The following is a 21,757-nucleotide window of genomic DNA, read 5'->3' on the forward strand; positions in this document are numbered from 1 at the left end:
AACGCCAGCACGAGGCTGGCGTCTTGCATATTCACGCTGCGATCAACGCGGCACGACCGGCTTGCGGGCTGGCTTGCCGCCCTTGCCCTTGGCTGCATCGCTACGTTCTTTAGCTGCCTGCTTGTTACGTGCCTGCGCCGCAGCCTTGGCTTGTTCGCGCTTGTCCCACGGGTTGCTGCCGTCGCTGCCACGGGGCGGCAGGCCGGTGTGCTGGGTAAGGATCCTGGTGGTGGTTTCCTTGGCGACCTTGTGGCTGCCGGCCGGCGTCGAGTTCTTGCGACGGGCGCTCTGGTAGCTGTCGGTGGACGGCTGATGCAGCGGAATCAACTGATCCTTGCCCGGCCCGATCAGGTCGGCGCGGCCCATGCGGGTCAGCGCTTCACGCAGCATCGGCCAGCCTTTGGGGTCGTGATAGCGCAGGAACGCCTTGTGCAGACGGCGCTGCTCCTCGCTCTTGACGATGGTCACCGCGTCGCTCTTGTAGGTGACCTTGCGCAGCGGGTTCTTGCCCGAGTGGTACATCGCGGTGGCGGTGGCCATTGGCGACGGGTAGAACGCCTGCACCTGGTCGGCGCGGAAGCCGTTGCCCTTGAGCCACAGGGCCAGGTTCATCATGTCTTCATCGGTGGTGCCGGGGTGGGCCGCGATGAAGTACGGGATCAGGTACTGCTCCTTGCCCGCCTCCTTGGTGTACTTCTCGAACATGCGCTTGAACTTGTCATAGCTGCCAATGCCCGGCTTCATCATCTGGTTGAGCGGACCTTCCTCGGTGTGTTCCGGGGCGATCTTCAGGTAGCCACCGACGTGGTGGGTCACCAGCTCCTTGACGTATTCCGGCGACTCGACCGCGAGGTCGTAACGCAGGCCGGAAGCGATCAGGATCTTCTTCACACCCGGCAACGCACGGGCGCTGCGGTACAGCTGGATCAACGACGAGTGATCGGTGTTCAGGTTCGGGCAGATGCCGGGGAACACGCACGACGGCTTGCGGCACGCGGATTCGATTTCCGGGCTCTTGCAGGCGATGCGGTACATGTTCGCGGTCGGGCCGCCGAGGTCGGAGATCACACCGGTGAAGCCAGGCACCTTGTCGCGGATCTCTTCGATTTCGCGAATGATCGACTCTTCGGAACGGTTCTGGATGATCCGGCCTTCGTGCTCGGTGATCGAGCAGAAGGTGCAGCCGCCGAAGCAGCCACGCATGATGTTCACCGAGAAACGGATCATGTCGTAGGCCGGGATCTTCTCCTTGCCGTACGCCGGGTGCGGAACACGGGCGTAAGGCATGCCAAACACGTAGTCCATTTCTTCAGTGGTCATCGGAATGGGCGGCGGGTTGAACCACACGTCCACGTCACCGTGCTTCTGCACCAGGGCGCGGGCGTTGCCTGGGTTGGTTTCCAGGTGGAGTACGCGGTTGGCGTGGGCATACAGCACCGAGTCGCCACGGACTTTTTCCACGGACGGCAGACGAATGACCGTCTTGTCGCGGGTCATGCGCGGGCTGGCCAGGATCTGTACGACCTTGGCTTCTTCCGGGTCTTCAACCGGGCCCTTTTCCTGCTCGATGGCGCAGGCCTGGGTATCCTGGGTATTCACGTACGGGTTGATGATCTTGTCGATCTTGCCCGGACGGTCGATACGGGTGGAGTCCACCTCGTACCAGCCTTCGGGCGTGTCACGGCGAATGAACGCGGTACCGCGCACATCGGTGATGTCTTCGATCTTGTGGCCCCACGACAGGCGCTGGGCGACTTCAACGATGGCCCGCTCGGCGTTGCCGTACAGCAGGATATCGGCGGTGGCGTCGATCAGGATCGAGTTGCGCACGCGGTCCTGCCAGTAGTCGTAGTGGGCGATGCGGCGCAGGGACGCTTCGATGCCGCCGAGTACGATCGGCACGTTCTTATAGGCTTCCTTGCAACGCTGGCTGTACACCAGGCTGGCGCGGTCCGGACGCTTGCCGGCCATGCCGCCAGGGGTGTAGGCGTCGTCGGAACGGATTTTCTTGTCGGCGGTGTAGCGGTTGATCATCGAGTCCATGTTGCCGGCCGCGACGCCGAAGAACAGGTTCGGCTCGCCGAGCTTCATGAAGTCGTCTTTGGACTGCCAGTTCGGCTGCGCAATGATCCCGACGCGGAAGCCCTGGGACTCCAGCAGCCGGCCGATGATGGCCATGCCGAACGACGGATGGTCCACGTAGGCATCACCGGTGACGATGATGATGTCGCAGGAATCCCAGCCAAGCTGATCCATCTCCTCCCTGCTCATCGGCAGGAATGGCGCAGGACCGAAACATTCGGCCCAGTACTTGGGATAGTCAAATAACGGCTTGGCTGTTTGCATGACGGTGACCGGTGTTGAGATGAAAAATCGCGGGCGCGGAATATAGCACAAATTTTGACCAATTCCGACGGTAATGGTCGGAATTGAACAGAAGGGTTATTCGTCGTCGTCGAAGTTGTAGCTGCCCGGCGCCAGGTTCTCGAAACGCGTGTATTTGCCGATGAATGCCAGGCGGATAAAGCCGATCGGACCGTTACGCTGTTTGCCGATGATGATTTCAGCAATGCCTTTGTGTTCGGTCTCGGGGTGATACACCTCGTCGCGGTACACGAACATGATCACGTCAGCATCCTGCTCGATCGCTCCGGATTCCCGCAAGTCGGAGTTCACCGGACGCTTGTTAGGGCGTTGCTCCAGAGAACGGTTGAGCTGGGACAGGGCAACTACCGGGCAGTTGAATTCCTTGGCCAGGGCCTTGAGGGACCGGGATATCTCGGAAATCTCGTTGGTGCGGTTATCGCCGCTGGAACCTGGGATCTGCATCAACTGCAGGTAGTCGATCATGATCAGGGCGATGTCGCCGTGCTCACGTACCAGGCGACGGGTACGTGCGCGCATCTCGGACGGGCTGATACCGGCGGTGTCATCGATAAACAGCTTGCGGTCGTTGAGCAGGTTGACCGCCGAAGTGAGGCGCGGCCAGTCGTCGTCTTCCAGGCGGCCGGCACGGACCTTGGTCTGGTCGATACGGCCCAGGGACGACAGCATACGCATGATCAGCGATTCGCCTGGCATCTCGAGGGAGTACACCAGTACGGTCTTGTCGCTGCGCAACACGGCGTTTTCCACCAGGTTCATCGCAAAGGTGGTCTTACCCATGGATGGACGGCCGGCGACGATGATCAGGTCGGAAGGCTGCAGGCCGCTGGTCTTCTCGTCGAGGTCGGTGTAGCCGGTGGAAATACCGGTGATGGCGTTGTCGGTGTTGAACAAGGTGTCGATGCGGTCGATGGCCTTGGTCAGCAGGTCGTTGACGCTGACCGGGCCACCGGTTTTCGGGCGCGCCTCGGCGATCTGGAAAATCTGGCGCTCGGCTTCGTCGAGGATTTCGGCGGCGGTGCGGCCTTCGGGGTTGAAGGCGCTGTCGGCGATTTCGGTGCTGATGCCGATCAGTTGGCGCAGGGTGGCGCGCTCGCGAACGATCTGGGCATAGGCCTTGATGTTGGCGACGGACGGCGTGTTTTTTGCCAATTCACCAAGGTAGCCCAGGCCACCGACCTGGGATGTCTGGCCTTCCTTGTCCAATTGCTCGGCCAGGGTCACCACGTCGATTGGCGAGTTCTGGTCGGCCAGTTTGGCGATGGCACGGAAGATCAGGCGGTGGTCATGACGATAGAAATCACCGTCCGAGACTTGATCCAGCACGCGTTCCCAGGCGTTGTTGTCCAGCATCAGGCCACCGAGCACGGCCTGTTCGGCCTCGATGGAATGCGGCGGCACCTTCAGGGCAGCGGTTTGCAGATCGTATTGCTCAGGAGCTGAAATATCGTTCATGGCCACTTGGAATTAGGGGATTGTAGAAAAACAAAAGGCACGACCTGTAAACAGGATCGTGCCCGATGTTAACTGCCTGACACGCGAGGTGCCAGTCAGTTAGGTGTTGCTTAAGCTGCTACCACGACAACGCGTACGGTGGCTTCAACTTCGGCGTGCAGGTGCACGGCTACGTCGAATTCGCCTACGTTGCGGATGGTGCCGTTCGGCAGACGAACTTCGCTCTTCTGCACTTCAACGCCGGAGGCGGTCAGTGCATCAGCGATGTCGTGGGTGCCGATCGAACCGAACAGCTTGCCTTCGTCACCGGCGGTGGCAGTGATAGTCACTTCCAGCTCAGCCAGTTGGGCAGCGCGAGTTTCGGCCGAAGCTTTTTTGTCTGCTGCTGCTTTTTCCAGCTCAGCACGACGCTCTTCAAACGCAGCCAGGTTGGCAGCGGTTGCAGCGGTGGCTTTGCCGTAAGGCAGCAGGTAGTTACGACCGTAGCCGGCCTTAACGTTCACTTTGTCGCCCAGGTTGCCCAGGTTGGCGACTTTTTCCAGAAGGATCAGTTGCATGTGAAAATCCTCTAACTTTTAACCTTCACCGTTCGCGTTATCGGCGTCTTTCGGCGCCAGACGACCGCGAAAATCAATCAGGCCGTCGACAATGGCCAGAACCACGAGTAACGGATAGATCAGCTGCATGAACAGCAACATCGTTACGTACAACCCCACCAGCCAGAACCTGGCCAGGCGCTTCTGCGCGACCAGCCCGTGAATCAGGGCCAGCCCGGCAAACACCAGCGGTACGCTGCAAAACAGCACGGTCAAGGCCATCTGCGAACCGAGGTTCGGTCCGACAACCATGAGTGCCAGCAGCAACATCGCCGGGCCCACAGGGATTCTGATACTGCGAAATTCGCGACCAAAACCACCCGGGTTGTACAACAACGCCTGCCAATAACGCCCAAGCATCAGGCTCAGCACGCTGACGATCTGCATCATTACCGCCATCAGGCCGATCAGGGCCGGTGCAACCAGTGTCGCAAGACGCGCTCGCTCATCTACCGAAAGCTGCTGGTAGAGTTCCCCGAGGGCCAGCGGCAGGATCTTGACGATCTCCTGCGCCAGCGCCTCGATTTGCGGGCGGAAAGCCGCGTCAATCAACACCGAAAACACCAACCCCAATGCCACGCTGACCAGCAGCGTGCGGACCCAGGACTCACTTGCGCGCAAAACCAACGCAAGGCTCGTCGACCCCAGCAGCACCAAAAGTACCTTGGGTTCGCCCAATTGCAGCCACCAGATCAAGGCGGCTACCAGTCCCAGGGCCAGGATGCCAAAGGCATCCTGCAAACCGCGCCGCAGCAGCACAAGGCAACCTGCGGCAGCACCCAACCAATAAAGCAACGGCAATGCCGCACATCCAGCCACTACCAGAGTGGCCTGCACACGACCGCGCATGATGAACTCAGCTAAGGCGCGCATGCATTCAATCCCTTACTACTTGTCGACTGCCCGGTCTCAGCGGCCGTGGCTGTCGGTGTAGGCCAGCAGGGCCAGGAAGCGGGCGCGCTTGATAGCGGTGGCCAGCTGACGCTGATAACGTGCTTTGGTACCGGTGATACGGCTTGGAACAATTTTGCCGGTCTCGGATACGTAGGCTTTCAGAGTGTTGAGATCTTTGTAATCGATCTCCTTCACTTCTTCAGCGGTGAAGCGGCAAAACTTACGACGACGGAAGAAACGTGCCATTTGATAGGCTCCTTAATAAGGTCCGTGGATTACTCGTCAGCGTTATCGCTGCTGTCGCTGTCATCACTATCAGCGCTATCAGCGCCTTCGTGCTCAGGACGGTCGCGACGCTCACGGCGCTCACTGCGGTTTTCTTCAGCCTTGAGCATCTCGGATTGGCCGGTAACGGCTTCTTCGCGACGGATGACCAGGTTACGGATCACTGCATCGTTGTAGCGGAAGTTGTCTTCCAGCTCGGCCAGGGCCTTGCCAGTGCACTCAACGTTCAGCATCACGTAGTGAGCCTTGTGAACATTGTTGATTGCGTAGGCCAGTTGACGACGACCCCAATCTTCCAGACGGTGGATTTTGCCGCCGTCTTCTTCGATCAGCTTGGTGTAACGCTCAACCATGCCGCCGACTTGCTCGCTTTGATCCGGGTGGACCAAAAAGATGATTTCGTAATGACGCATGAATGCTCCTTACGGGTTGTAGCCTGCCGCTCAAAAACGGTCAGACAAGGAGTGAATGACACTTATGGATCTTGCCGCAGGGAGGCACATCGGTGCCTGCCAGGAAGGCAAGGGGCGCAATTGTAGAGAAGGGGAAGAACGGGCGCAAGGTGATTGGTGATTATTTGAACAATCTCCCCAAACACCTCAAAAGCAAATGTGGGAGGGTGCTTGCTCCCGATAGCGGTGGGTCAGTCACAGCATCTGTAGCTGAAACACCGCTATCGGGGGCAAGCCACCTCCCACATGTTGGTTCTATTCCAGGCTTAGAACTACTTCTTCGCCTTGGCCTTGGCCTTGGCCCCACGCTGACGCTGGGCCTCAAACAGGCACACGCCGGTCGCGACCGACACGTTCAGGCTGCTGACACTACCGGCCATCGGCAGGTGCACCAGGTAATCGCAATGTTCACGGGTCAGGCGACGCATGCCCTTGCCTTCGGCCCCCATGATCAGGATGGTCGGGCCGGTGAGGTCCTGGTCATAAATGCTGACCTCAGCCTCTCCCGCCGTGCCCACGACCCACAGGCCGCGCTGCTGGAGTTTCTCCAGGGTGCGCGCCAGGTTGGTCACGGCCACCAGCGGAATCACTTCCGCCGCGCCACAGGCGACCTTGCGCACAACCGGCGTCAAGGTAGCCGACTTGTCTTTAGGCACAATCACCGCCAGCGCCCCCGCAGCATCGGCCGAACGCAGGCACGCGCCGAGGTTGTGCGGGTCGGTCACGCCGTCCAGCACCAGTAATAGCGGCGCACCTTCGGTACGGTCGAGCAGCTCATCGAGCATCGCTTCGCCCCAGACCTGGCTCGGACTGACGTCCGCCACCACACCCTGGTGAACGCCTTCGACCCACACGTCCATTTCACGACGCTCGGCCTGACCGATGGCGACTTTGTTTTGGTTGGCCAGCTCGACCAACGCCTGCACGCGCGGCTCGCTGCGGCCTTCGGCCAGCCACACTTGCTTGACGCGCTTAGGGTGGTGACGCAGCAGTGCTTCTACGGCGTGGACGCCGTAGATTTTTTCCAGACTCATGACTTGGCCTTAGGTTTGCGCGAGCCGCCGCTTTTCGCGGGGGGCCGAACCCGCTTTTGGCGGGCCTTTACGGTGTTTACTTGGCTTGCTCGACGGCTTTTCCGCCCCTTGGGACTTTCCCCCAGACGCCGCTTTACCACCGCTTTTGGCTTCGTTGAGCAACTGCTGCTTCAACTCACGACTCTTGCGCAGTTCGGCGTTTTTCGCCGCCGCGTCGCTTGGGCGGTAGGCTTCGGGAGCCTTGTCCTTGGAAGACGAACGACGACCTGCCTTGGCTGGCGCAGGCTCGGCGGCAGCAGCTTTCGCAGGAACGCCCTTGCCTTTGCTTGCTGGCGCAGCAGGTTCGCTGCCTCGTTTTTTACGGCCCGCCGGCTCGGCAGGTTTGTCAGGCATACCGAAGTCGATCTTGCGCTCGTCGAGATCGACGCGCATGACCTGCACTTCGACGGTATCGCCCAGACGGAAGCTGCGACCGGTACGCTCACCCGCCAAGCGGTGGTGCACAGGATCGAAGTGGTAGTAGTCGCCCGGCAAGGCAGTGACGTGCACCAGGCCTTCGACGTAGATGTCGGTCAGCTCGACAAACAGGCCAAAGCCGGTCACGGCAGTGATCACGCCCGGGAACGACTCGCCCACGCGGTCCTTCATAAACTCGCACTTGAGCCAGTTCACCACGTCGCGGGTGGCTTCGTCGGCGCGGCGCTCGCTCATGGAGCACTGCTCGCCCAACTGTTCCAGGGCCGCTTCGTCGTACGGATAGATCCGCGCCTTTGGAATGGTCATGGCACCGGCACGCTTGACGTGCGGGGTGTTCTGCTTGGAATGGATCACGCTGCGGATTGCGCGGTGCGTGAGCAAATCCGGATAACGGCGAATCGGTGAGGTGAAGTGGGTGTACGCCTCGTAATTCAGGCCGAAGTGGCCCTGATTGTCGGCGCTGTACACCGCCTGGCTCAGGGAACGCAGCATCACGGTCTGGATCACGTGGTAATCCGGACGGTCCTTGATGCTGGCCAGGAGTGCCTGGTAGTCCTTCGGCGTCGGGCCGTCCTTGCCTTTGTGCAGGGACAGGCCCAGCTCTCCGAGGAACGCGCGCAGTTTTTCCAGGCGCTCCGGTGGCGGACCATCGTGTACACGGTAGAGCGCAGGGATTTCGTGCTTTTTCAGGAATTCAGCGGTGGCCACGTTGGCCGCCAGCATGCATTCCTCGATCAGCTTGTGCGCATCGTTACGGGTGGTCGGAGTGATCGCGGCGATCTTGCGCTCGGAACCGAAGACAATCCGGGTTTCCTGGGTTTCAAAATCGATCGCGCCACGCACATGACGGGCACCCAGCAACACCTTGTACAACGCGTAAAGCTGCTTGAGGTGCGGCACGACATGCCCGTACTCACCACGCAACGCCTTGGCTTCGCCGGTTTTCGGCTGCTCCAGGATGGTACTGACCTTGTTGTAGGTCAGGCGCGCCTGGGAGTGGATCACCGCTTCGTAGAACTGGTAATCGGTCATTTCGCCGGTTTTCGAGATAGTCATCTCGCACACCATGGCCAAACGGTCGACTTTCGGGTTCAGGGAGCACAGGCCGTTGGACAGCTGCTCAGGCAGCATCGGGATCACGCGCTCAGGGAAATACACGGAGTTGCCGCGTACCTGGGCTTCGTTATCCAGGGCCGAACCGATCTTCACATAGCTGGAGACGTCGGCAATCGCGACGAACAACTTCCAGCCGCCGGAAAACAGGCGCAGCTTGCCGGGCTTGGCTTCGCAGTAGACCGCATCGTCAAAGTCGCGGGCATCTTCACCGTCAATGGTGACGAACGGCAGATGACGCAGGTCGATGCGCTTTTCTTTGTCCTTCTCTTCGACTTCCGGCTTGAGCTTGGCGGCTTCCTTGAGCACAGCGTCAGGCCAGACGTGAGGAATGTCGTAGGTGCGCAGCGCGACGTCGATTTCCATGCCCGGCGCCATGTAGTTGCCGACCACTTCAACAATATCGCCCTGGGGCTGGAAGCGCGCAGTTGGCCAGTGGGTGATTTTCACCTCGACGAACTGGCCGACCTTGGCTGCGCCATTGCGGCCCGGGGTAATCAGCACTTCCTGCTGGACCTTCGGGTTATCCGGCACAACAAAGCCGATACCGCCTTCTTCGAAGTAACGGCCGACGATGGACTCGTGGGCGCGGGACACCACTTCAACGATCACGCCTTCACGGCGACCGCGACGGTCCAGACCGGAAACGCGCGCCAGGGCACGGTCGCCATCGAACACCAGGCGCATTTGCGCTGGGCTCATGAACAGGTCATCACTGCCGTCATCCGGGATCAGGAAGCCGAAACCATCACGGTGGCCGGCAATGCGGCCGAGGATCAGGTCGAGCTTATCCACGGGTGCATAGGTACCACGGCGGGTGTAGATCAGTTGAGCATCGCGCTCCATGGCACGCAGGCGGCGGCGCAGGGCTTCGAGCTGGTCTTCGGTGGTCAGACCGAACTCTTCGACCAGCTGCTCGCGGCTAGCAGGCGAACCCCGATCGGCGAGGTGCGCCAGGATCAGTTCGCGGCTAGGAATAGGGTTTTCATATTTTTCCGCTTCACGAGCGGCCTCGGGATCGAGGGACTGCCAATCGGCCATTAGAGATTTTTCACCTTGTCTATATGCGGGTTAGTTTGGCATACGCGTATTGAAACGGGAAATTTCAGGCATCAACAAGCGTTTAAAAGCCTTTTACAGCCCTCGCCGCGCACCTTGCACGACCATTGGCGAAATTTTCCAGGTTTTTTTCATAGCAGGGGTTTACAGCTAAAAAACGGCTCCGTATAGTGCGCGCCATCGACGACGGCAACGTTGTTGATGCTGCCCAGGTGGTGAAATTGGTAGACACGCCAGCTTCAGGTGCTGGTGATCGCAAGGTCGTGGAAGTTCGAGTCTTCTCCTGGGCACCAAATTCAGATCAAACCCGCGAAAGCGGGTTTTTTCGTTTCAGGCTTTTGATTTTTAACGAGAAAATCGATTTATATTTTTTGAATCAGGGGTTTACAGATTAAAAAGCCCGCCGTATAGTTCGCCCCATCAACAGCGGCAACGTTGTTTGATAATGCCCAGGTGGTGAAATTGGTAGACACGCCAGCTTCAGGTGCTGGTGATCGCAAGGTCGTGGAAGTTCGAGTCTTCTCCTGGGCACCAAATTCAGATCAAACCCGCGAAAGCGGGTTTTTTCGTTTCCGGGGTTTGAAAACGCCACCGGCAATTCCCCCCTTCGGCGCACTTGAGAAGTTTTATCGTTTATCCTTGCAATGATTTGTTGCACTCAAGTGAGGAAAACCCCGGATGATGATCCGCGATACCCATCTCAAGACGTCCCTTCTGCGTGGCCTGACCATCACCCTGCTCGGCCTGACCCTACTCTCCCCCGCCGCCTATTCCGCCGACAAGGTCTCCCTGACCCTGTACAACGGCCAACACAAAGAAGTCGGCGACGAACTCGCCAAGGCCTTCGAAGCCAAGACAGGCATTCACGTCAACGTACGCAAAGGCAGCAGCAACCAACTGGCCAGCCAGGTCGTGGAAGAAGGCGACCGCTCCCCTGCCGACGTGATCTACACCGAAGAATCGCCGCCACTGAACAAACTTGGCGAGCAAGGCCTGCTGGCCAAGATCGACGCTGGCACGCTCGACGTGCTCCCCAAGGATTACGTCGGCCGCAAAGGCGACTGGATGGGCGTAACCGCACGCACGCGCGTCGTGGCCTTCAACCCGAAATTGATTGCCGAGAAAGACCTGCCCAAGTCGGTACTGGATTTCGCCGGCCCCGAGTGGCAAGGCAAGGTCGGCTTCGTACCCACCAGCGGCGCGTTCCAGGAACAGGCCGTGGCAATTATCAAGTTGCACGGTCGCGAAGCCGCTGAAGAATGGCTGACCGGTCTGCGCGCCTTCGGCAAGGTGTACAGCAACAACATGGTTGCCCTTAAAGCCGTGGAAAATGGCGAAGTCGCCACCGTACTGGTGAACAACTACTACTGGTTTGCCCTGAAGAAAGAAAAAACCAACCTGGACTCACAACTGCACTACTTCACCGACGGCGATGCCGGCGGCCTGATCACCGTGTCTTCGGCGGCCGCGCTGAAATCCAGCAAGCATCCAAAAGAAGCCCAGCAACTGCTGGCGTTCATGGCCAGCGAAGAAGGCCAGCGCGTGATCACCAACACCTCGGCCGAGTACCCGCTGCGCAAGGGCATGGAATCCAACCGCGGCCTCAAGCCTTTCAGCGAACTGCAACCGCCGAAAGTCACCCCCGCCGACCTGGGCAACGCGGAAGAAGCCCTGGAGCTGGAACGTGAGGTTGGCTTGAACTGATGAACCCATCGCTACCCACCCCCGCCTTGCGCGGGGGGTTCAGCCCACGCCGCAAGCGCCCTTCGATCTGGCTACTGCTCCCCGTCCTGCTACTGGTTGGCCTGAGCCTGCTGCCACTGGTGTACGTCGGGCTGAAGGCCTGGCAGGCGGGCTGGGCGCAGGCGGTGCATCTGCTATGGCGACCCTACGTATTCGGACTGCTGCGCAACACCCTGGCGCTGATGATCGGTGTGACGGTGGCGTGCGGCGTAATCGGCCTATCCCTGGCCTGGCTGCTGGAACGCAGCAATCTGCCGGGGCGCCGCATCTGGGGCGTAATCCTGTGCCTGCCGTTCGCGGTGCCGGCGTTTGTCAGCAGCTTCACCTGGGTATCGCTGAGCGCCAACTTCGAAGGGCTCGGCGGAGCGATCCTGGTGATGACCCTGTCCAAATACCCGCTGGTGTTTTTGCCGGTGGCAGCGACCTTGCGCAACCTGGACCCCTCCCTTGAAGAATCGGCCCGCACTCTGGGCCTGAATCGCTGGGGCGTATTCTTTCGCATCACCCTGCCCTTGCTGTGGCCGTCGCTGCTGGCCGGGGCACTTTTGATCGCGCTGCATATGCTGGTGGAGTTCGGCGCGCTGTCGATCATTGGCCTGCAAACCTTTACCACTGCGATCTACCAGCAATTCGAACTGGAATTCAGTAACGCCAATGCCGCGATGCTTTCGGCGGTATTGCTGCTGATGTGCCTGACCCTGCTATGGCTGGAACTGCGCGTGCGCGGCAAGGGCCGGCACGTGCGCATCGGGCAGGGCGCGGCGCGACATGCGGCGCAGGTGCGACTGGGCAAGTGGGCGCCACTGGGCCAGGTGTATTGCCTGACGCTGGCGATCATTGGCAGCGGCATTCCCTTGGGCATGCTCGGCTATTGGTTGGCGGTAGGTTCCTCGGCGGCGTTTCCGGTGGCCGAGATTGGTGAGGCTTTGCTGTCCTCCCTGACGCTGTCGCTGGGGGGCGCGGCACTATGCCTGGTGCTGGCGGTGCCGGTGGGACTGCTGGTGGTGCGCTACAAAGGCCAACTGGCGATCTGGGCCGAACGCCTGCCGTACCTGCTGCACGCCCTGCCCGGCCTGGTGATTGCGTTGACGCTGGTGTATTTCGCCCTGCATTACGTGCCGGCGCTGTACCAGACGTCGGCGTTGTTGCTGATCGCCTATGCGTTGTTGTTTCTTCCATTGGCCCAGGCGCCGATCCGCACAGCCTTGAACAAAGCCGCACCGCAGCTGGAAGAGGCTGCACGCACGCTGGGGGCATCGTCGTTCAGTGCATTTTGCCGAGTGACGCTGCCAATTATTTTTCCGGCATTGGGGGCGGCATTTGCGCTGGTGTTCCTGGACGCCATGAAGGAATTGACGGCGACGTTGCTGCTCAGTCCGACCGGACTGAATACCTTGGCGACTGCCGTGTGGGCACATACCTCGAATGTGGAGTTTGCGGCGGCGGCGCCTTATGCGGCGTTGTTGATAGTGGTGTCGGGGCTGCCGGTCTATCTGTTAACAACTCGGATGTACTTGAGCCGCTGAGATCGGTATCGGGGACAAGCCCCCTCCCACATTTTGAATGCACTTCAACCCGTGGGAGGGGGCTTGTTCCCGATGAGGCCAGAACAGACGACGCTAAGCCCGAAACTGCCCCAGACTCGCCTTCAACTGCGCCGCCAACCCGTCCAGCACCTTGCCACTGGCGGTAGTCTCCACCACCGCCTGCGCCGCACGCTCGGCCTGGGCATGGATCACCTCGACCCGGCCTCGCACCGCATGGGCACCCTGGGCTTGATGCTCGGCTGCGCGGGTAGCCAGGCCAATCGCCGCATGCACCTGCTCCACCGAGGCCTGCACCGTCTGCTGCAAGCGCACGCTGTCGCGCAGCACCAGCAAGCCTTCATTGGCCTGACGCCCGGCCTTGCCGATGGTTTCGACCGCTTCGCGTGCGCCCTGCTGCAACGCGACGATATGCGCCTGGATATCGCCAGTAGAACTTTGGGTCTTGCTGGCCAACGCACGCACTTCGTCCGCCACCACCGCAAAGCCACGCCCCGTTTCGCCGGCACGCGCTGCTTCGATGGCCGCGTTGAGCGCCAGCAGGTTGGTCTGCTCGGCGATGCCATGGATGACCGTCAGCACCACTTCGATCTGCTCGCTTTGCTGGGCCAGACGCTCGATGACCTGCGAACCGGCCTGCACTTGCCCCGCCAGTGCCTCGATCAAACTGCCGACTTCGGCCGAAGTGCGCGAGTTCTCGTCCGTCGCCTGACGAATATCCACCACCTGTTGCAACGCCGCCTGCATGGCGTGGCTTTCGGCCTGGGCCTCGTCGGCCATTTGCGACAGCGCGCGCAAACTCTCCGCCACCTCATCACGCTGCAAGCCAGCTGCCGCATCGGCGCCGGCATTGCGCAAGGTCATGGCGCCGATTTCCACGCCGGTACGCTGCGCCACATCGCCCGCCTCGCGCACGATGGGTTGCAGCTTATCCACAAAGCGATTGACCGCCGAGGCCATGTCGCCGATTTCGTCTTTGCTGTTGATTTGAACGCGCTTGGTGAGGTCGCCCTCGCCCGCGGCCAGGTCATCCATGGCCGCGATAAGCAGTTTCAGGCGATTGACCACGCGGCGGCCGAGAACCACGGCGATCAGCAGCAATACGCCGAAACCAACCCCCGCCAGCCCCATGCCGATGCGCCAACGCAAGGTGCCGGCAGCCTCCTGCACGGCGCCGGTGGTGTTGACGGTCATCTGGGTCGCAGTGGCTTGCGCCGACTGCAGGCGAGCGCCCATGGCCGCCGCGCTATCCGCCGCGGCACCTTTGAGGCTGTCACCGACCAACTTATCACCGCTGGCAATCAATGCGGCAAAACGCTTGTCCAGCGCTTGCAGATCGGCCTCGACCGACGCGGTCGACACCCCCATGAGCACCTTGCCAATCTCCACGCCGTTAGGGCTGATGGAAGCCTCGACGTAGAACACCGAAGGATCGTTCTTCGCGGCGTTCAGGACTTTGTCCAAGGCGCGATCGCCCTGGCCTTTTTCCAGCAACGCCTTGTTGATCGGATTTTCGCGATTCAGATAACGAGTCAGGTGCTCACCCGCCGCGTCGTCATAAACCACGAACAATACGTTGGGATTGCGCTGTGCACGCCGGGCAAACTCCGACAGCGTCGGCACGTCACTGTCCCACATGGCACGGGGCGCCACCGAGGCGAGTAACTGCGCCATATCATTGGCGGAGTCCTGCAGATCTTTTTCCAGCGTGGCACGCAATTGCTTCTGCTCAGCCTGCAGGCGCTCGGAAAGCCCGGCGGTCAGACGCTGACGGGTACTGTTGGACAAGCTGTCCAGGCTCGACGTGACTTCCTTGCCGGCCTGGGCCAATTCACCGGACAGCTTCTGGCTGTCGATGCCCAGGCGACTGCCTAAATCGGCTTCCAGCGCCGTGACTGTGCTCCGGGTGAGGGCAACCGCCACCAGCACTTGCACCAAAAGAGCGATACCTAGGGTAACGAACACCGGCCGCAACAGACGGCTTTGTAACAATGAGAGAACGGCAGACATCGGGAATCCCTCCACCACGGGTGCCATTAATTTGATAGCACCGCGAAAGAGAGAAGCGAAGCAAGGGTCGTGCCGCTCAGGCAGTAGAAACGACAAAGGGCTCCCGAAGGAGCCCTTTGCTTTTTACATCAACAGCTTATTAAGCGAACGGGTGACGCAGAACGATGGTTTCGTTGCGGTCCGGGCCCGTCGAAATAATGTCAATCGGCGCGCCGATCAGCTCTTCGACACGCTTGATGTAGGCGCGGGCATTAGCTGGCAGCTCTTCCAGGGTCTTGGCGCCCACGGTCGACTCGCTCCAGCCCGGCACTTCTTCGTACACTGGCTGCAGGCCCACGTAGCTGTCGGCATCAACCGGGGCAACGTCCTTGCCTTCGGCATCTTTGTAGCCGACGCAGATGTTGATGGTTTCCAGGCCATCGAGTACATCCAGCTTGGTGAAGCAGATGCCCGAGATGCTGTTCACATCGATAGCGCGACGCAGGATAACGGCGTCGAACCAGCCACAACGACGAGCACGGCCGGTGGTCGCGCCGAACTCGTGACCTTGCTTGGCCAGGTGCGCACCGACTTCGTCGAACAGTTCAGTCGGGAACGGGCCCGAACCTACACGGGTGGTGTAGGCCTTGGTGATGCCGAGGATGTAGTCCAGGAACATAGGACCAACGCCCGAACCGGTAGCAACGCCGCCAGCAGTGGTGTTGGAGCTGGTCACGTACGGGTAGGTACCGTGGTCGATGTCCAGCAACGAACCCTGGGCGCCTTCGAACATGATGTCCTTGCCAGCGCGACGCAGGTCGTGCAGCTCTGCGGTCACATCCAGCATCAGCGGCTTGAGCAGCTCAGCGTATTCCTTGCACTCGGCCAGGGTCTTGTCGAATTCAATGGCTGGCTCTTTGTAGTAACCCACCAGCATGAAGTTGTGGTAATCCACCAGTTCACGCAGCTTGTCTTCAAAGCGCGGCATGTTGAGCAGGTCGCCCACACGCAGGCCGCGACGTGCGACCTTGTCTTCGTAGGCCGGGCCGATGCCCCGACCGGTGGTACCGATCTTCAGCTCGCCACGGGCCTTTTCACGGGCCTGGTCCAGCGCAACATGGAAGGACAGGATCAGCGGGCAGGACGGGCTTATACGCAGGCGCTCGCGCACCGGTACGCCTTTCTCTTCCAGCTTGGTGATCTCACGCAGCAGGGCATCCGGTGCAACCACGACGCCATTGCCGATCAGGCACTGCACGCCTTCGCGCAGGACGCCCGACGGGATCAGGTGCAAGACGGTTTTTTCGCCATCGATGACCAGGGTGTGGCCAGCGTTGTGGCCGCCTTGGTAGCGCACTACGGCGGCAGCATGTTCGGTCAGCAGATCAACGATCTTGCCTTTGCCCTCATCACCCCATTGGGTGCCCAGGACTACGACATTCTTACCCATAACACTTGTCCTCATTCGCGCAAACTTGGTGCCGGCGATGGCCGGCAGGAAAACTCAAGAAGCCAGTGGCGATACTTGCCAAAGCCCGTTCTGCAGAATCAATTGCCGGTCGCAGTCCGCTTCACGGGCGGCGGCCAATGGCTGCCCGGGCAATGCCTGGACAACTCGCTGACCCTCACTGCGCAACTGGCAAACCTGCTGCCAGAGTGCTGCGTCCGTACTGTCGGGCATCCAGATGCCACCAGACGGCAGCTCGACCTCAGCACGCCCCAGGGTCACCAGGGTTTTCAAATCGGTGGAAAAGCCGGTGGCCGGACGCGCACGACCGAAGTCGGCGCCGATGTCGTCGTAACGGCCACCTTGAGCGATGGCCTGGCCAACACCCGGTACAAACACCGCGAACACCACACCGGTGTGGTAGTGGTAGCCGCGCAGCTCGCCCAGATCAAAATAGAGCGGCAACTGCGGGAACCGCGCCGATAACCGCTCAGCAATCGCCAGCACGTCATCGAGTGCAGCCAATACCGGCGCCGGCGCCTTGGCCAGGCGCTCACGTGCAGCCACCAGCACTTCACGGCCGCCACACAGGTTGACCAGTGCACGCAGCATGTCGGCCAGATCCGCAGGCACGCCAGCGGTCAGGGCAATGACTTCATCGATCGCCTTACGCTGCAGAGCATCGAATAGCTGTTGCTCGACTTCACCGGACAAACCGGCCGCACGGGCCAGGCCACGGTAGATCCCCACGTGACCGAGGTCCATGTGGACATCTGGGACATCAGCCAGTTGCAGCATGGCCAGCATCAGGCTGATCACTTCAACGTCGCTGCTCGGGCTGGCATCACCGTACAACTCCGCACCCAATTGGATCGGGCTGCGGGAAGACGACAAGGCACGCGGTTGAGCGTGCAGCACGCTGCCGGCGTAGCACAGGCGGCTCGGGCCTTCGCGGCGCAAGGTGTGCGCATCGATGCGCGCCACTTGCGGCGTGATGTCGGCACGGAACCCCATTTGCCGGCCCGATTGCGGGTCGATGACCTTGAAGGTGCGCAGATCCAGGTCCTGGCCCGCGCCGGTCAGCAGGGATTCCAGGTACTCGATATGGGGGGTCACGACAAACTCGTAACCCCAGCTCTGGAACAGATCCAACACCTGGCGACGCGCTACTTCAATGCGCGCAGCTTCTGGTGGCAGTACTTCTTCGATGCCATCTGGCAGCAGCCAGCGGTCTACCGTTGCCATTACGCCATTCCCCTATGATCCGGGCGGCCAGCCCTCGGCCGAGCCTTGAGTGAAGCAGAAAATACCCGCCCCCTGCATAAACCACGCGCAAGAGCGACGTGACGAACGACCTGTTAACGGCCTCGTCGGGCACTTTCCTCGAAAAACCTGTCACGCCTGCCGAATCAAACATGCAGACGCAAAAAAGCCGGGAATTTCCCGGCTGCCGCATCATACACCCGTTTTCTGAAAGGATCACCCCGCCAGGCGTTTTAGCCGCCCGACGGAGTGCGCCCTACAAAATCACGGGCTGGTTACTTGGACTTTTCCAGGTAGCGGAAGAAGTCGCTGCTTGGGTCCAGCACCATGACGTCGGTTTTGTTCGCGAAACTTTCACGGTAGGCACGCAGGCTACGGTAGAACGCGTAGAACTCCTGGTCCTGGCCGTAAGCCTTGGCGTAGATCGACGCGGCTTGAGCATCACCATCACCACGGGCCTCTTCAGACTCGCGATAGGCTTCTGCCAGCAGTACACGGCGCTGACGGTCGGCATCCGCACGGATACCCTCAGCCAGCTCGTTACCCTTGGCACGGTGCTCACGGGCCTCACGCTCACGCTCGGTGCTCATACGCTCGAACACGCTGCGGTTCACTTCCTTCGGCAAATCGATGGCCTTGACCCGAACATCGACAACTTCGATGCCCAGTTCTTTTTCCGCCATCGTATTCAACGAACGCGTGATATCCGCCATCAGCGCATCACGCTCACCGGACACCACCTCGTGCAGGGTGCGCTTACCAAACTGGTCACGCAGGCCCGATTCCAGACGGCGCGACAAACGCTCGTCGGCAATCTGCTTGAGGCCGGAGGTGGCGGTGTAGAAGCGCTCGGCATCCTTGACGCGCCACTTGGCGTAGGCGTCAACCATCACGGCTTTCTTTTCCAGGGTCAGGAAGCGCTGTGTCGGTGCATCCAGCGTCATCAGGCGGCCGTCGAACTTACGCACCTGGTTGACGTAGGGGACTTTCACATGCAGGCCCGGCTGGACGTCCGCCTGGACCACACGGCCGAATTGCAGCAGCACCGCACGCTCGGTCTGAGCCACGATGTAGAAGCAGTTCCAGGCAGCGATGACCACGACGACGCCCACAATCAGGGCGGTCAGCGATTTATTGCTCATCAACGACTCTCCCTGGTACGTGTTTGCTGTTGCAGCAAGTCAGCGGCCGCACGGGCGCTCGCTTCGTTGGCAGCGGCATTGGAGCCGGTGGACGGTGCATTGGAGCTGCTACGACCACCTTCGATCATCTTGTCCAGCGGCAGGTACAGCAGGTTGTTCTGCCCACCCTTGCTGCCGGTCACGAGGACCTTGCTGGTATTGCTGAAGACTTCCTGCATGGTGTCCAGGTACAGACGCTCACGAGTCACCTCAGGTGCCTTGCGGTACTCAGCGACCAGCTTGGTAAAGCGATCCGCTTCACCCTTGGCACGGGAGACCACTTCGTCACGGTAACCGTTGGCATCCTCAAGGATACGCTGGGCCTGGCCACGGGCTTCCGGCACGACGCCGTTGGCGTAGGTTTCAGCCTGGTTGCGCGAACGCTGTTCGTCTTCACGGGCGCGGATCACGTCGTCGAAGGCTTCCTGCACTTCACGCGGTGCCGCTGCGCTCTGTACGTTCACCTGGGTGACGGTGATACCGGTGCGATAGGTATCGAGGAACCGTTGCAGGCGCTCCTTGATTTCGCTGGCCATCAACTCACGACCTTCGGTCAGCACCTGGTCCATGGCGGTGGAACCCACCACGTGGCGCAGGGCGCTTTCGGTTGCGTGTTGCAGGCTGATTTCCGGCTGATCTACATTCAGCACGAAGTCCTGCAGGTTGCTGATCTTGTACTGCACGGTCAGCGGCACTTCGACGATGTTCTCGTCTTCGGTCAGCATCTGGCCCTGCTTGGTGTAGGCACGCTCACGCGTGACGTTCTCCATGTACTTCTTGTCGATCGGCGGGAAATAGATGTTCAGGCCAGGACCGACAGTCTCGTAGTACTTACCGAAGCGCAGCACCACGGCTTGCTCCTGCTCGTCCACGACGTATACGGCGCTGTACAGCCATACGGCCGCCAGCACGACAAGACCCAGGCCCAGCAGGCCATAGCCGCCGCCCTTGCTCGTACGACCGCCCTCGTCACCACCACGTTTTTTTCCACCACCGAACAACCCATTCAGGCTTTCCTGCAGCTTTCGGAAGGCCTCGTCGAGATCTGGTGGCCCCTTGCGGTCGCCATTATTGCGGCGTTTACCACCCCAAGGATCCTGATTATTCGAGTTGCCACCCGGCTCATTCCAAGCCATAGCGCTCTCCATCTGATAAAGCAAAGACGCACCCACGGCGCGCCGACCAATGCTACAGAATGCCTGCTACTGCGGCACAACCGCTTTCTCAGGCTTTTATTGCAAAGTGTGTTGTTCGATGAACTCTGTCGGTACTACGCCTTCACGGCTGACCAGCCGATTGAGCTCCGAGCGCGGCAACCGAACGGCCAGCAAGCTGACACCTTCTTCGTCGTGTTCTTCTTTCTGTACCGCGCCCAGCTCGAAAAACTGTGCACGCAGTCGAGCAAAACGCTGAGGCAAGCGCAAGGTGCCGACGAACAAATCGCTGCCGAGCAACTCGGCAATGGCTTGTTCAAGCAGCTCCAAACCACTGCCATCGCGCGCCGACAGCCAGACCCGCTGGGGCTTGCCGTTCTCGTCGCGCTGGATTTGTGGCTCAACGCCTTCAAGCAAATCGAGTTTGTTATAGACCTCAAGGATCGGCAAGTCCTGGGCGCCAATCTCGCCCAGCACGACCATGACCTGTTCAATCTGCAACATGCGATCCGGTTCGGCCGCATCGATCACGTGCAACAGCAGGTCGGAGTTGCTCGACTCTTCGAGCGTAGACCGAAACGCCTCGACCAGCTTATGGGGCAGATGACGAATGAAACCCACGGTGTCGGCCAGGACAATCGGCCCCAGGTCGTCAATATCCAGACGGCGCAAGGTCGGGTCGAGGGTAGCGAACAGTTGGTCAGCCGCATACACGTCCGATTTCGTCACGTTGTTGAACAGCGTGGACTTGCCGGCGTTGGTATAGCCCACCAGGGACACGGTAGGAATATCGGCACGTGAACGGCCACGTCGCGATTGCTCGCGCTGGCTACGCACCTTCTCCAGCCGGCCCTTGATCTGACGCAGGCGAACCCGCAGCAGGCGCCGGTCGGTTTCCAACTGGGTTTCACCCGGGCCCCGCATACCAATACCGCCACCCTGACGCTCAAGGTGAGTCCAACCGCGAACCAGCCGGGTGCTCATGTGGTCAAGCTGGGCCAGTTCGACCTGGAGCTTGCCCTCATGGGTACGGGCGCGCTGGGCGAAAATATCGAGAATCAGACCGGTGCGGTCGATCACGCGACACTCGAATACACGTTCGAGGTTACGTTCCTGACTGGGCGTGAGGGTATGGTTGAAGATCACCAGATCGGCTTCTTCGGCATGGACCAGGTCGCGCAGTTCCTCGACCTTGCCACTGCCAATCAGGAATTTGGCGGTTGGCCGATGACGCGGCACGTTAAAAAACGCAACGGTCTCGGCGCCGGCCGAATTTGCCAACTCCTGAAACTCCTGCGGATCTTCGCGCGCCTCAGGGTCCTGTCCATCCAAGTGAACGAGGATTACTCGCTCACCACCACCGTGGCGCTCAAAGAACAAAGGAGACTCCTATCAGGCGTTACCTGGCTCAGCGTCAGCTGCATCATCACCGGCTGCGCTCGGCAGACGGATTGGACGAACTGGAACCACTGTCGAGATAGCGTGCTTGTAGACCATCTGGCTGACGGTGTTTTTCAGCAGGATCACGAACTGGTCGAACGACTCGATCGTACCTTGCAGCTTGATACCGTTGACCAGGTAGATGGAAACCCCCACTTTCTCTTTACGTAAAGTATTCAAGTAAGGGTCTTGTAGCGAATGCCCTTTTGACATGTGCCGCACTCCTTTAAGGATCAATAATAAAAA

Annotated in this window: 16 protein-coding genes, 2 tRNA genes and 1 pseudogene; 4 read left to right on the forward strand and 15 right to left on the reverse strand. The window is 60.3% G+C overall.

The annotated features are described in order from the left end of the window. Nucleotides 1–42: 42 nt before the first annotated feature. From FBY10_RS08740 to rnr, 8 genes and pseudogenes are all read right to left on the reverse strand, one after another. Complete coding sequence (locus tag FBY10_RS08740; protein WP_145336020.1) at nucleotides 43–2,346, reverse strand: YgiQ family radical SAM protein; 2,304 nt, start codon at nucleotides 2,344–2,346, stop codon at nucleotides 43–45. A gap of 96 nt (nucleotides 2,347–2,442) precedes the next feature. Beyond that, nucleotides 2,443–3,840, reverse strand: coding sequence for a replicative DNA helicase (gene dnaB / locus FBY10_RS08745; protein WP_017526410.1), 1,398 nt, complete (start codon nucleotides 3,838–3,840; stop codon nucleotides 2,443–2,445). Nucleotides 3,841–3,950: 110 nt separating this feature from the next. Next, on the reverse strand, nucleotides 3,951–4,397 hold the full coding sequence (rplI, locus tag FBY10_RS08750; protein ID WP_003171376.1) for a 50S ribosomal protein L9: 447 nt from the start codon (nucleotides 4,395–4,397) through the stop codon (nucleotides 3,951–3,953). A gap of 18 nt (nucleotides 4,398–4,415) precedes the next feature. Beyond that, complete coding sequence (locus FBY10_RS08755; protein ID WP_131696760.1) at nucleotides 4,416–5,309, reverse strand: hypothetical protein; 894 nt, start codon at nucleotides 5,307–5,309, stop codon at nucleotides 4,416–4,418. Between the two features lie 36 nt (nucleotides 5,310–5,345). Beyond that, the gene (gene rpsR / locus FBY10_RS08760) at nucleotides 5,346–5,576 is read right to left on the reverse strand and encodes a 30S ribosomal protein S18 (RefSeq protein ID WP_003171373.1); all 231 of its coding nucleotides are present in this window, start codon (nucleotides 5,574–5,576) and stop codon (nucleotides 5,346–5,348) included. A 29-nt stretch (nucleotides 5,577–5,605) separates the two neighbouring features. After that, nucleotides 5,606–6,028, reverse strand: a complete 423-nt coding sequence (gene rpsF, locus FBY10_RS08765; RefSeq protein ID WP_003171371.1) for a 30S ribosomal protein S6 — start codon at nucleotides 6,026–6,028, stop codon at nucleotides 5,606–5,608. 311 nt (nucleotides 6,029–6,339) lie between these two features. Then, nucleotides 6,340–7,101 (reverse strand): 23S rRNA (guanosine(2251)-2'-O)-methyltransferase RlmB, encoded by a 762-nt coding sequence (gene rlmB / locus FBY10_RS08770; RefSeq protein ID WP_145336018.1) that lies wholly within the window; start codon nucleotides 7,099–7,101, stop codon nucleotides 6,340–6,342. Continuing rightward, nucleotides 7,098–9,732 (reverse strand): annotated as a pseudogene (gene rnr, locus FBY10_RS08775) (ribonuclease R). The gene rlmB and the pseudogene rnr overlap by 4 nt, the downstream one beginning before the upstream one ends. 224 nt (nucleotides 9,733–9,956) lie before the next feature. Here rnr and FBY10_RS08780 point away from each other — a divergent pair. From FBY10_RS08780 to FBY10_RS08795, 4 genes are all read left to right on the forward strand, one after another. Continuing rightward, a tRNA-Leu gene (locus FBY10_RS08780) sits at nucleotides 9,957–10,043 on the forward strand. A 154-nt stretch (nucleotides 10,044–10,197) separates the two neighbouring features. Further along, nucleotides 10,198–10,284: transfer RNA gene (locus FBY10_RS08785), tRNA-Leu, on the forward strand. A 144-nt stretch (nucleotides 10,285–10,428) separates the two neighbouring features. Beyond that, nucleotides 10,429–11,454, forward strand: coding sequence for an extracellular solute-binding protein (locus tag FBY10_RS08790; RefSeq protein ID WP_145336016.1), 1,026 nt, complete (start codon nucleotides 10,429–10,431; stop codon nucleotides 11,452–11,454). After that, entirely contained in the window at nucleotides 11,454–13,019 is a 1,566-nt protein-coding gene (locus tag FBY10_RS08795) for an iron ABC transporter permease (protein WP_131696764.1), read from the forward strand. Before FBY10_RS08790 ends, FBY10_RS08795 begins: the two co-directional genes overlap by 1 nt. Nucleotides 13,020–13,112: 93 nt before the next feature. Here FBY10_RS08795 and FBY10_RS08800 read toward each other — a convergent pair whose 3' ends face one another. From FBY10_RS08800 to hfq, 7 genes are all read right to left on the reverse strand, one after another. Further along, entirely contained in the window at nucleotides 13,113–15,047 is a 1,935-nt protein-coding gene (locus tag FBY10_RS08800) for a methyl-accepting chemotaxis protein (protein ID WP_131696765.1), read from the reverse strand. Nucleotides 15,048–15,186: 139 nt separating this feature from the next. Then, nucleotides 15,187–16,476: an adenylosuccinate synthase gene (locus FBY10_RS08805; protein ID WP_027604896.1), complete on the reverse strand. Its 1,290-nt coding sequence runs from the start codon at nucleotides 16,474–16,476 to the stop codon at nucleotides 15,187–15,189. Between the two features lie 54 nt (nucleotides 16,477–16,530). Continuing rightward, complete coding sequence (locus FBY10_RS08810; RefSeq protein WP_053139387.1) at nucleotides 16,531–17,718, reverse strand: ATP phosphoribosyltransferase regulatory subunit; 1,188 nt, start codon at nucleotides 17,716–17,718, stop codon at nucleotides 16,531–16,533. 293 nt (nucleotides 17,719–18,011) lie between these two features. After that, on the reverse strand, nucleotides 18,012–18,878 hold the full coding sequence (gene hflC / locus FBY10_RS08815) for a protease modulator HflC (protein WP_122538372.1): 867 nt from the start codon (nucleotides 18,876–18,878) through the stop codon (nucleotides 18,012–18,014). Beyond that, complete coding sequence (gene hflK / locus FBY10_RS08820) at nucleotides 18,878–20,053, reverse strand: FtsH protease activity modulator HflK (RefSeq protein ID WP_131696767.1); 1,176 nt, start codon at nucleotides 20,051–20,053, stop codon at nucleotides 18,878–18,880. Before hflK ends, hflC begins: the two co-directional genes overlap by 1 nt. Before the next feature lie 96 nt (nucleotides 20,054–20,149). Beyond that, on the reverse strand, nucleotides 20,150–21,451 hold the full coding sequence (hflX, locus tag FBY10_RS08825) for a ribosome rescue GTPase HflX (protein WP_027604899.1): 1,302 nt from the start codon (nucleotides 21,449–21,451) through the stop codon (nucleotides 20,150–20,152). A 12-nt stretch (nucleotides 21,452–21,463) separates the two neighbouring features. Continuing rightward, nucleotides 21,464–21,724 (reverse strand): RNA chaperone Hfq, encoded by a 261-nt coding sequence (gene hfq, locus FBY10_RS08830; RefSeq protein WP_003171355.1) that lies wholly within the window; start codon nucleotides 21,722–21,724, stop codon nucleotides 21,464–21,466. Between the last annotated feature and the right edge of the window lie 33 nt (nucleotides 21,725–21,757).

The sequence above is a fragment of the Pseudomonas sp. SJZ103 genome, from assembly GCF_007828335.1.
Taxonomy (GTDB): domain Bacteria; phylum Pseudomonadota; class Gammaproteobacteria; order Pseudomonadales; family Pseudomonadaceae; genus Aquipseudomonas.

Bases quoted from the DNA above. Each gene is read 5' to 3' on its own strand.
- FBY10_RS08740 (WP_145336020.1), bottom strand. From the start codon at position 2,346: ATGCAAACAGCCAAGCCGTTATTTGACTATCCCAAGTACTGGGCCGAA.
- dnaB (WP_017526410.1), bottom strand. From the start codon at position 3,840: ATGAACGATATTTCAGCTCCTGAGCAATACGATCTGCAAACCGCTGCC.
- rplI (WP_003171376.1), bottom strand. From the start codon at position 4,397: ATGCAACTGATCCTTCTGGAAAAAGTCGCCAACCTGGGCAACCTGGGC.
- FBY10_RS08755 (WP_131696760.1), bottom strand. From the start codon at position 5,309: ATGCGCGCCTTAGCTGAGTTCATCATGCGCGGTCGTGTGCAGGCCACT.
- rpsR (WP_003171373.1), bottom strand. From the start codon at position 5,576: ATGGCACGTTTCTTCCGTCGTCGTAAGTTTTGCCGCTTCACCGCTGAA.
- rpsF (WP_003171371.1), bottom strand. From the start codon at position 6,028: ATGCGTCATTACGAAATCATCTTTTTGGTCCACCCGGATCAAAGCGAG.
- rlmB (WP_145336018.1), bottom strand. From the start codon at position 7,101: ATGAGTCTGGAAAAAATCTACGGCGTCCACGCCGTAGAAGCACTGCTG.
- FBY10_RS08790 (WP_145336016.1), top strand. From the start codon at position 10,429: ATGATGATCCGCGATACCCATCTCAAGACGTCCCTTCTGCGTGGCCTG.
- FBY10_RS08795 (WP_131696764.1), top strand. From the start codon at position 11,454: ATGAACCCATCGCTACCCACCCCCGCCTTGCGCGGGGGGTTCAGCCCA.
- FBY10_RS08800 (WP_131696765.1), bottom strand. From the start codon at position 15,047: ATGTCTGCCGTTCTCTCATTGTTACAAAGCCGTCTGTTGCGGCCGGTG.
- FBY10_RS08805 (WP_027604896.1), bottom strand. From the start codon at position 16,476: ATGGGTAAGAATGTCGTAGTCCTGGGCACCCAATGGGGTGATGAGGGC.
- FBY10_RS08810 (WP_053139387.1), bottom strand. From the start codon at position 17,718: ATGGCAACGGTAGACCGCTGGCTGCTGCCAGATGGCATCGAAGAAGTA.
- hflC (WP_122538372.1), bottom strand. From the start codon at position 18,878: ATGAGCAATAAATCGCTGACCGCCCTGATTGTGGGCGTCGTCGTGGTC.
- hflK (WP_131696767.1), bottom strand. From the start codon at position 20,053: ATGGCTTGGAATGAGCCGGGTGGCAACTCGAATAATCAGGATCCTTGG.
- hfq (WP_003171355.1), bottom strand. From the start codon at position 21,724: ATGTCAAAAGGGCATTCGCTACAAGACCCTTACTTGAATACTTTACGT.